This is a genomic window from Bacillus songklensis (assembly GCF_042649685.1).
In the GTDB taxonomy this organism is placed as follows: domain Bacteria; phylum Bacillota; class Bacilli; order Bacillales; family Bacillaceae_H; genus Bacillus_BA; species Bacillus_BA songklensis.
Map to the genome: position 1 here is coordinate 232,933 of NZ_JBHRZT010000067.1, position 11,124 is coordinate 244,056.

The 11,124-nt window shown below is 35.8% G+C and carries 6 protein-coding genes, 3 pseudogenes and 1 riboswitch; of the genes and pseudogenes, 7 read left to right on the forward strand and 2 right to left on the reverse strand.

Translation table 11 applies throughout. The annotated features are described in order from the left end of the window. Window positions 1-677: pseudogene (locus tag ACFOU2_RS16375) on the reverse strand (IS630 family transposase); the annotation flags it as partial. A gap of 216 nt (window positions 678-893) precedes the next feature. Next, window positions 894-980: riboswitch (cyclic di-GMP riboswitch) on the forward strand. 162 nt (window positions 981-1,142) lie between these two features. Between ACFOU2_RS16375 and ACFOU2_RS16380 the strand changes: the two are divergent. Both ACFOU2_RS16380 and ACFOU2_RS16385 read left to right on the forward strand, forming a co-directional pair. Further along, window positions 1,143-2,510: a sodium-dependent transporter gene (locus ACFOU2_RS16380; RefSeq protein ID WP_377916948.1), complete on the forward strand. Its 1,368-nt coding sequence runs from the start codon at window positions 1,143-1,145 to the stop codon at window positions 2,508-2,510. A gap of 49 nt (window positions 2,511-2,559) precedes the next feature. Beyond that, on the forward strand, window positions 2,560-4,191 hold the full coding sequence (locus ACFOU2_RS16385) for a pyridoxal phosphate-dependent decarboxylase family protein (RefSeq protein ID WP_377917028.1): 1,632 nt from the start codon (window positions 2,560-2,562) through the stop codon (window positions 4,189-4,191). Window positions 4,192-4,454: 263 nt separating this feature from the next. Here the strand turns inward: ACFOU2_RS16385 and ACFOU2_RS16390 are convergent, their stop codons facing one another. Further along, entirely contained in the window at window positions 4,455-6,200 is a 1,746-nt protein-coding gene (locus ACFOU2_RS16390) for a methyl-accepting chemotaxis protein (RefSeq protein ID WP_377916950.1), read from the reverse strand. 177 nt (window positions 6,201-6,377) lie between these two features. On the opposite strand from ACFOU2_RS16390, the pseudogene ACFOU2_RS16395 reads away from it, so the two are divergent. From ACFOU2_RS16395 to ACFOU2_RS16415, 5 genes and pseudogenes are all read left to right on the forward strand, one after another. Further along, window positions 6,378-6,740, forward strand: a pseudogene (locus tag ACFOU2_RS16395) (IS6 family transposase); the annotation flags it as partial. Window positions 6,741-7,699: 959 nt separating this feature from the next. Continuing rightward, a complete protein-coding gene (icd, locus tag ACFOU2_RS16400; protein WP_377917030.1) occupies window positions 7,700-9,004 on the forward strand; it encodes an NADP-dependent isocitrate dehydrogenase in 1,305 nt (434 codons plus the stop codon). Window positions 9,005-9,967: 963 nt separating this feature from the next. Beyond that, a complete protein-coding gene (locus ACFOU2_RS16405; RefSeq protein WP_377916952.1) occupies window positions 9,968-10,126 on the forward strand; it encodes a DUF7336 domain-containing protein in 159 nt (52 codons plus the stop codon). A 225-nt stretch (window positions 10,127-10,351) separates the two neighbouring features. Beyond that, window positions 10,352-10,720, forward strand: coding sequence for a hypothetical protein (locus tag ACFOU2_RS16410; protein ID WP_377916954.1), 369 nt, complete (start codon window positions 10,352-10,354; stop codon window positions 10,718-10,720). 79 nt (window positions 10,721-10,799) lie between these two features. Next, window positions 10,800-11,102 (forward strand): annotated as a pseudogene (locus tag ACFOU2_RS16415) (AAA family ATPase); the annotation flags it as partial. Between the last annotated feature and the right edge of the window lie 22 nt (window positions 11,103-11,124).

An 11,124-nucleotide genomic window follows, 5' to 3' on the forward strand; every position in this document is an offset into this window, starting at 1 on the left:
TGGTTTCATAGTTAAGTGTACCAATAAGTTTGACACCTTGATGCTTTCCGTAAGTGGGAATGATTCGCTGCTTCCCTTTTAAAAACCATGTATGCCCGAGAGCTTGATAATCGCGGATCATGGACTCGTCCTGAAACAGAAGATGATCGATTTCCTCATTCAGAAGTTTTTTTATAGGCAGGAAAGATCTCTTCTACAAACTCTTTTTGTTTTACCGGGTCAGCTGTTGCCAGCGTATAAGTGGGTTTCGTATAACGGAGACCTAAATCATACAAAAGTCGGGATACCCCACGAAGAGTATAGGTTTGGTTCCATTCTCTTTTGATAAAAGAAGCGATGATCGCCAAGGTCCAATTATGTTTAGCTGGAAAACCAACATCGACTGGCAGTTTGGTTGTGATGACTTGAATTAATTCCTGTTCTTGTTCAGGGGTTAATTTACGAGGTGCCCCCGGTGATTGTCCCATGATTAAGCCGTCCAGCCCTTTTTCCTCATAGGCATTCACATAATTATAGATGGTTTTTTCAGAACGACCGATCATGTTCGTGATTTCTTTTTTAGAATAGCCCTGTAAGTAGAAGTAGATGGTTTGATAACGTTTATACATTCGTTTATCTTTCGTGGTTTTCATCGATGCAAGCAGGGTTTGAATTTCATGTTGACGTGAATCAGTCATGGGATTTCTCTCCGTTCATTGGTAAATGTTATACGTATACTTCGACGGAGATGGGCTGTAATCCTTTAATTCAACTTATATAGTAAATATTTTTGCACCAAAAATAAATTTTTATAGAACTATATTTACAAGTTAAAATAAAGGAGTTAATATATCACAGGTATAAATTACTAGTAAATAAAACCTATTTAATTACGATGTTAAAGATAGAAACACCTTCGATAATGGCAAACTTGTCGAAAGATAAGGACGCAAAGCTACGGGTCTAAGGCTTATTTTGGCTAGGATCGCCGGGTTACCGAAAAGGATTGGATATATAAGATAAGAGGGTAATTTTCAGTTTAGTAACATACCCCTTTGTTTATATATGCCCACCAATCTTTTTGGTGGGGTTTTTTAATATCAAAATTAAATTTTTATTATTATAATCTTTCAGTCATCTAAGAACAGAAAGGAATGTAAAAAATGTCACAACAAGAACAATGGAAATCAAAACTAGGATTTATTTTAGCAGCTGCTGGTTCGGCTATTGGATTAGGGGCCATTTGGAAATTTCCGTATGTAGCTGGTACGAGTGGTGGGGGAGCGTTTTTTCTTGTATTTTTACTTTTCACTCTATTATTAGGTTATCCGCTTTTAGTAGGTGAATTCGTAATTGGTCGCCGCTCGCAAAGTGACGCTATTACGACATATAAAAAATTAGCACCCAATACATTATGGCATATAACAGGAAAAATAGGTGTATTTTCTTGTTTCTTAGTTTTATCATTCTATAGTGTGATAGGTGGATGGATTATCCTTTATTTAATTAAAGCATCCACTGGTAGTTTAAATGGACTATCACAAGCTGAGTATGGTCAGCTATTCGGAATAATTATCGCTGATCCTGTATCTACACTGTTAGGACAATTAGTTTTTCTTTTGATAACGATTATTGTTGTAGCAAAGGGGATTCAACAAGGGATAGAGAAAGCAAGTAAAATTATGATGCCTGCTTTATTTATTCTTTTTATTATTCTAGTAATTCGTTCATTAAGTCTAAACGGAGCAATGGAAGGAGTTAAATTTCTTCTAGTACCAGACTTTACGGAAATGACTTCTGAAAGTATTCTCTTTGCTTTAGGTCAAGCATTTTTTTCACTTTCTTTAGGAGTTTCTGTAATGGTAACTTATAGTTCTTATCTTCCTAAAACACAGGACTTACCTAAATCGGCTTTATCAATTGTTATTATGAACCTTTTGATAGCTCTGTTAGCGGGATTAGCTATTTTTCCGGGAGTATTCTCTTTTGGTTTAGAGGTAGATGCAGGACCAGTTTTAATCTTTTCGGTCTTACCGGCAGTATTTACTCAAATGCCATTTGGAATTGTTTTCTTTATTGCTTTCTTAGTATTATTTTTATTCGCAGCATTAACTTCTGCCTTCTCTATGATAGAAATTGCAGTATCTGCTTTAACGAAAAATACAAATGAAAATCGCAAGAAATACACTTGGATAATCGGAGGATTAATCTTTATTGTAGGAATTCCTTCATGTTTATCTTATGGGGTAATGGCTGATTTTAAAATAGTTGATAAGACATTTTTTGACTTGGTAGACTTCGCTGTAAGTAATGTTTTAATGCCTTTAGGAGCGTTGGCTATTTCTATATTTGTTACCACTAAGGTTTCAAAAACCGGCTTATTAGAAGAATTACAGCAAGGTTCGAAAGTGGGGAAAGTGTTCTTTAATATATGGTTTTATTTACTGAAATACGTTACACCGATTGCTATAACTGTCGTTTTTCTAGATGTATTAGGTGCATTAGAATGGATAGTAAGCTTTATTAAATAATACGTAAAAAAATAAGCATTGAAATTTGGAGGATTATCAAATGACAACAATGAATCAACTTCAACAATTATTCCCTAGTGCTGATGGAAATGTGGAACAAAGAGAAAAAATATTAGGATACATAAACACTATTTTCACTAATATTGATGAATTAAAAGACCCCTCAAAATTAACTTTGGGGCAAATGCCTAATTATACTAAAGATTATTATAATCGTATTATCGAAGAGTCAAATGTACCGAGAAAAGGGTTACCGATGGAAGTTACAATTACGGAACTAATCGATCTTGCAAAAGGACAACGATTTGTTAATAGTAACTATGTAGCAAATGCAGCTCCGCTACCGAATATAGCTAGTATTTTAGGGAACTTAGTAATGGTTCTGTTAAATGGGAATGCCCTTTGGGATGTTGAAGGCTCAGGTGCAGCTAAAGCGGAAATTATGGTGACTAGTATGTTATCCAAAATTGTAGGGTATGACCAAAATACAAGTGCTGGATATACAACATGGGGAGGACAAGGAGCGGTCTTTAATTCATTACGACTTGCGGTTGCTCGTCAATTTCCGGAATCAAATAAAGAAGGGGTTCCTAACAACATATTTTGTTTCTGTTCCGAATTATCTCATTACAGTCTTTATAAATCAGTGGAAGCAACAGGTATAGGTGTAAACAACATGATTCGTGTGGAGGTAAATGATGACCATTCCATGAATTTAGAAGATCTGAAAATGAAAATGGAGAAAGTTATTTCTGAAGGTGGAATACCGGCGTATATCCTTGCGACTATGGGAACAACAGACACCTTTGGAATTGATGATATTAAAGGTATTAAAGCTATCACAAGTGAATTAGAGCAAAAATATAATTTAAAGCCTATTTACGTCCATGCTGACTCTGCGATGGGTGGTATGTACACATTCTTTAATGAATATGACTTTGCGAATAATCCATTACATTTAGAAGATAGTGTTTCTTCAGTATTGAAAAGATACCAACAAAAATTCCAAAGTATACATTTGGCTGATAGTATGGTCTTTGATTTTCACAAGTTAGGTCAGACACCTTATATAACAAGTTTATTCCTAGTGAAAAACAAGGAAGATTTAAGATATATAGACTTAGATGCTTCCGAAACGCCTTATGTGGGTAATAGAGGATATGGAAGTTATCATACAAGCTACACGTTAGAATGTTCTCGTATGGGCAGTGCGATTTCTATCTATGCTTCACTACTATCAATGGGAATTGAAGGCTATCAGTCACTATTGGCTAATTATATTCGTGTTAATATAGCTTTTAGAGAATCTCTACTGAGAGAATTCAAAAATGTAGCAGTTACAAACGAAGTATCTCCAGTTACAACCTTTAGATTTTATCCAAATGAAGTTCTTTGGAAAGAAGAACTAGGGGGTAAATTAACAAGAGATGAAGTAGTTGAGATTAATGAATATAATGGTGAATTTGCTGAATTAATCGGCGTAGAAAGAGAAAGGGTTTACTTTGGTAATACCTCAAAACAAAGATTAATTCATGTTCGTGATGGGGATAAAAGATTACCTGTTTATGTACATAAATTTTTCTCCATTTCACCATATACCACAATCGAAGAAGTGGACAGATACATTAGCTTTTTGAAAGAACACATGAATGTTCATCAAAAATCTCTAGTTCTTGTTTGATTTTGTTTATAGAAATAGCATAAGAGGGAGCACAAAAGCGACAGGTTTACTTTGTCGCTTTTTGTTGTTTATACACTGAAATGTTAGTAATCCAACTCCGATTGAAAAAGTGATTATACCTATTCCTAATGTCCATGTATTGATGCAACGGAATAAAACAACACTTCATTGGGATCCTCTTGTAATAAATGGAGAAAAGATTAATCAATATGTGTTCAAAGAAAGCAGAAAAACCGATAGGAATTATTCCTATCGGTTTTTTATTATGCTTTGAATTTAGTAATCATTGATTGTAATTCGTGTGCTAACTCATTTAATTCTCTTGATGCTTTAGATAATTGGTTGACAGATTCTAATTGCTGCCCAGTACGATCTTCAATTTCGTGAGTGAAGTTTGAGTTATTCTGTGCAATCGCTTCAAGGTCTCTGACAGAAGCGGTTACTTCTTCTGTTCCAGCGGAAATTTCTTGAGATGCAGCCGAAACTCCTTCGATTTGAGTAGAAATTTGGTCTGTAATCTCTTTAATCTTAAAGAAAAGTTCTCCGGTTGTTTGAGCAATCTTCGTTCCTTTTTCTGCCTCTGTTGTACCAATTTCCATGGAAGATACAGCGTTATTTGTTTCATTTTGGATTTCTTCAATGATTTTTGAAATCTTCTCTGTAGATTTGTTGGACTCTTCCGCTAACTTTCTAACCTCTTGTGCTACAACCGCAAATCCTTTACCGTGTTCGCCGGCGCGAGCGGCTTCAATTGCTGCATTAAGAGCTAATAAGTTCGTTTGGCTAGAGATACCTGTAATCACTTCAAGGATACTAGAAATTTCGTCGGAACGCTTCTTTAATGAGCTGATGATATTGCTTGATTGTTTAACGGTATCGTTAATGATTCCCATTTGTGAAACCACTTCACTGATTGCATCTAGGCCTTCCATAGCATAATCTTCCATACGTTTAGATACTACGGAAACATCTTGAGCAGAATGTGCGATAGAATTTATTTCAGCCGCAATTTGTTCAATGGCTCCTGCTGATTCTGTGACTGATACTTCTTGTGCTTGAATTCCAGCTGTCATTTGTTTAATGTTGTCACTGATTTTTACAGAGTGGTCTTTCGATTGTTCAGTAACAATTGTTACTAATTCGGATGATTGTAATACAGTATCAGAGGTTTCTCTGATTTTCACAATCATAGATTTTAATTCAGATGCCATTTCATTGAATGCTTCATTAATTTTACCTAAATCATCTTCTCTTGTAGGAAGTTTAATATCAAGATTTCCGTTTCTCATTTCGTTAATTCCATTGAACAAATGTTTTAACGGTTTGAAGCTTCTGCGAGTAGCAAATACTTGAATAAGAATAATAATGATAATAGCTGGGATCAGAATAAGTAAAGAGCTAAGTAAGAATTTTTCTGTTCCGTTTTTAACCATACTTGCATCAACATCTACTCCAAAGAAAGCCCATACTTTACCTGTGCTATCTTTGATTGGGTAAAGTACTGTCACCCAAGTTCCGAATTGGTCTTCATACACATCTGAAGTTGTAATTTCTTTTGTTTTATTTAATTCTCTAATAGATTTAGCAATCGTTTCTGGTTGATCATATAAATCACCAATATTTATTCCGTTTTCTTGTAAGCCTTCTTTAATGTGAGTTGGTGTGGCAATAATAGCTGATTGATTTTTTTCATTAAGTTCGGTTCCCATTATATATCCTTGGGCAACATTTGGATTAGTGCTAGATATTTTGTCAAAAAAAGCGGTTAATTCTTTTTGAACTTTACCATCAAAATCTTTTTCATTTGCTGCTTCCTCAACTAGAGAAGGATCTATATCTTTTCCCCAACGTTCTGCAATTTTCGTTGCTTGCTTTTCCATTTCTTTTGTTAATACTCCATTTTGAATGGATAAGCTTGAGATTATAAGTACGATTCCTATTAATAGGATTAATGTGGTCGTAGTAACAATAGATTTTGTAACAAAAGATAACTGTCTAAGTTTGTTCATGGTGAAATCTCCCTTTCTTTATATAAAGTTTATATCGGTAATTTCATGAAAATTTTTTGTGATACAACTATAAAATATATTTTAAAAGTCTATAAATGAGAGTTTGAAAATAAGGTTCTGGTGCAAAAACTTCAAGATAATTACAAGTAGTCTCTAAATCTTGGACATACTGATACTATGACTCTAAAAAAGGTGTCTGATCGGTATGGAAAACAACATTTATTCAAATGGAGGCATTATCAGCCTGTCATTATTTTGTTAACAGTTAGATGGTATCTACGGTACAATCCCAGTTTTCGTGATTTGGTGGAAATGATGGAGGTGCGAGGCCTTTCGATAGCTCATACAACGATTATGTGATGGGTTCATCAATATGGGCCTCAATTAGATGAAAGAGTACGGTGTCATTTTAAGCCAACAAATGATTCCTGGAGAGTAGATGAAACGTATATTAAGGTAAAAGGTCAGTGGATGTATTTATATGACGTAGTTGGTTCCAAAGGAAGTATCATTGATTTTTATCTAAGCAAAACAAGAGATTAAAAGGCTGCAAAATGCATCGCATCATAATCTGTAAGTTAGCAGAAAATTCATGTCCTATCCTGAAAATTACTACTTTCATTCATTTGATGTGATGGTGCCGTATTAATACGGCATGGTTGTCTACCATGGAAGAACGGTATCTATTCCATCCTCTGTTTCATGGCTGGCTAACGGGAGCAAGAGTTTAGGAAGAGGATTCGCTGTGGCAACTCCTCTTTTCATTGTGCTAAACGAGTGAAATGGGTTGAAGGAAGAAAATGTTTGGGAGTATGTAGCAAGGTTAACCCTGCTTTTTCATTATGATTGTTATTTTACCCGTTGGTAAAAGTACACTTTTACGAACGGTTCATTTTTGCCCAAAAAGTGCCCTTTTTCACGTTCGTTTAAGTCGAAAAATCATTTACGGACGTTTTGGATAGAATAAGAGAGAGTTTTTTATATTTTATGAGAAATAATCAACACTAAAACCCCTTGGCGCCAAGGGGTTTGATTTTGTGTGGGTTCCGGTAAGAATGGTTATGTCAACAAAAAGAGGTTGGGTATCTAATAAAGCTACCCAACCTCTTTTATTGCCAATAATCAGTGTTATGTAAACTAAAGGTGAATAGGTGATGCACTTGCTTTGTATTATTTTTTGAGTATGTCCAAGTTTCATAGATTAATTACAATCAGTTTAAGGTTTTTGCACCAGAACTAGATTTCATATCGTTAATATCCCTTTTTTTAATCGTATACATAGTTTTAACACCATTTAAAACTCAAGTGTTTGTGATAACTTTTTCTTATTAAAATCATAAATTTTTTCTTTATTTAATTATTATAAATAAGATATTACGATGAAATAGGATATAGAGTTGTCAAAATTCGACTCTGCCTATTGAAACAACTTTTTATCATAGGTCTTAGATTTATGACAATGATTGTGAACAGAGTGTAGACAAGTAATCAAGGAGGTAATATTAATGACACAGGGAGAAAAAATTACAGTTACTAACGGTGTATTAAATGTACCAAACTATCCAATCATTCCTTTCATTGAGGGAGACGGAACTGGGCCGGACATTTGGGCTGCAGCTTCACGTGTACTGGAAGCTGCTGTTGAGAAAGCATACAATGGCCAAAAGAAAATTGTTTGGAAAGAAGTACTAGCTGGGGAAAAAGCATTCAACGAGACAGGTGAATGGCTGCCTTCAGAAACATTGGATGTAATCCGTGAATACATAATTGGGATTAAAGGTCCGCTTACAACTCCTGTCGGCGGCGGGATTCGTTCCTTGAACGTGGCATTACGTCAAGAGCTTGATTTATTCGTATGTCTGCGCCCTGTACGTTACTTTGAAGGTGTACCTTCACCCGTTAAGCGTCCTGAAGATACAGATATGGTGATTTTCCGTGAAAATACTGAAGATATTTATGCGGGTATTGAGTACGCAGAAGGAACAGAAGAAGCACAAAAACTAATCAACTTCTTACAAAACGAAATGGGTGTAAATAAAATTCGCTTCCCTGAAACTTCTGGTCTAGGAATCAAGCCGGTTTCAGAAGAAGGAACAAAACGTCTTGTTCGTGCAGCCCTTAACTATGCAATCAATGAAGGTAGAAAATCATTAACACTTGTTCATAAAGGAAACATTATGAAGTTTACGGAAGGTGCCTTCAAAAACTGGGGTTATCAATTGGCTGAGGAAGAGTTTGGCGATAAAGTATTTACATGGGCTGAATACGATCGTATCGTAGAAGCAGAAGGAAAAGAAGCGGCTAATAAAGCACAGGCGGAAGCAGAAGCAGCTGGCAAAATCATCGTAAAAGATGCGATTGCCGACATCTTCCTACAACAAATTTTAACTCGTCCGCGCGAGTTTGACGTAGTGGCTACGATGAACTTAAACGGTGACTATATTTCTGATGCGCTGGCTGCACAAGTTGGCGGTATCGGTATCGCTCCAGGAGCAAACATCAACTATGAAACAGGACATGCCATCTTTGAAGCGACTCACGGTACAGCGCCAAAATATGCCGGCCTTGATAAAGTGAACCCGTCTTCTGTTATCCTTTCAGGTGTATTAATGCTTGAACACCTTGGCTGGCATGAAGCGGCTAAACTAGTCATCTCTTCCATGGAGAAAACAATTGCTTCTAAAGTGGTTACTTACGACTTCGCCCGTTTAATGGATGGGGCGACAGAAGTAAAATGTTCTGAATTCGGTGATGCGTTAATTCAAAATATGGTTCTGGTGCAAAAACATTTACTAGAAGTATAGAGCTATTCATTTCTTTCAAATTAGAGGATTAAGAAATGAATTTAAACAGTTTATGGATAAATTCTTTTTAATTTATGGGAGAGACTTCACCTGCTGGTGAAGGTGCAGCGTGTAGACAAAGCCTATTATTAGGCAAGGTCTACACGTTGAAAGCCCTTGTCTCAAGGGCTTTTTAATACGTTTAGTTCCTCTAATCCCACTTATGTCAACAAAAAAGAGGCATTATGTTAATTGGAGTTGAATATTGTATGTATGAAAAGATGAATTGAATTATACTTTCAAGGATTCATACAAAGTAAAATGTTGAATAAATTAATATATTGTGGAGGATGTTTTCCTTTGTCCTTGTAAATTATGAAAACATACAGAGAGGGAGATGAGAAATTGACTGACGCATCTATCAATTTAATGAAGGTTGTTGTGCGCAATGCTGTGCGCACTAACTTAGTTATTATGAATTATTACTTTGATTCAATGTTATTTTTATATGGTTTTAATAAACGGAAGAGTAAATTTTAAATGTAGTGTAATAGATTTTAGGGTGTATTAGAAAGACTCAGATTAAAAAGAATCTGAGCCTTTTGCTTTTTATAACGGGCCTTATGTCAACTATATAGATCGATTTAGAAAATTCGACCTGACCAAAGAACGGCCATGCCAAATTTTCTAGACCTAAGCGGCTGGCACCCCCCTTGCGGGGTTGGCGCCAACCGCATAGGTGAACCCTTGAGGGCGAATTCAAGTTGTCTGGATCACCGATTGTGATGCCTCTTGATTGAATGAAGATGTGTCGAGTTATTAAGTGGAATATATATAAAACGATGGAAACTTATTAAAAAAATAATACGAACGGGGGCAAGAGTTTAATAGCGGTGGTTGCTACGGCAACCTCTTTTTTATTGAACAAACGGAGGTTTGTTGAAAAAGGAAATATAATAATAATAGTTAATGGGGGGAGTTTCTATGAAGTATGTATATCTTTTACAACATAGCTATGAGTATGAATATGAAGGTGAAATTTTTGATGAAATAAAAACGATTGGTATCTTTTCAACAAGAGAAAAAGTGGAAAAAGTGATTGATAAATATAAGTCATTGCCAGGGTTTAAAGCCATCCTTTAGAGTGCTTTCACATAGATCAATTTGCAATTATTAGTTGAAGTATAAAATCAATTATATAAAAAGGTAGTGCCATATGAGAATGTTTCGACTGTTATTTGTGTTTTTATTGGTCTTGCTTGGTTATACCTCCCCTGCCATGGCAGAAAGTGAGCTGTAAAAAAAATCGATGCTTTACCTGAAAACGGTACTCTAAAGCTAATTGATTCCATGTATGACGGAGAAATTGTGATTAATAAGCCAATAACGATAGAAGGAGGTAACAATACCATTATTCGCTCTTGCGGTGATCAGCCTGTTATTACTGTGCAAGGTGATGGTGTTGTGTTGAAAAACTTAAAAATTGAACAGTGCAGTAAAACTTCAGACACAGCGGCTATTTATGCAACAGGGAAGAATCATCATTTGGAAAACATGCAAATTCAATCAACACATTATGGAATCAAGCTTAATCAGGCTAGTGGGACGGTTATTGAAAAAGGTTCAATTTTAAAAATAAAGATTTCATGGGGCGTTATAGGTGTATATACGTTGGTCTATCTTGCTTTTGCGTTAACCGTAGCATCATGGAATTTGGAAAGGAGGAAATTCCAGTGACATTCGTAAAGGTAGATTCCGTTTCCAAGAGGTTTGGGAAGAAAGTAGCTCTTTCTCCAACGTCTTTTCAAATGAAAAAAGGGGAATGCGTCAGCGACTAGTATTTGGACAAGCATTGCTAGGCTCACCCAGCCTGTTGTTGCTTGACGAGCCTACGAACGGCCTTGATCCGTTTTGGGTGAACGAATTTGTGGCAATTTTACAAGAAGTGAAGAAAGCTGGAACGACTATTGTTTTCTCAACCCATATGATGGACGTGGCTGCAGAGGTGGGAGATACGATTTTATTTATGAAGGAAGGAAAGATCGTTAAAACGATTCGTAACGAACTTGATAAGGAAAAAACAACGATAGAATTATTACATTTACATCGAAGCGTATGAGGCTGCCGGGTACCCGGCAGCC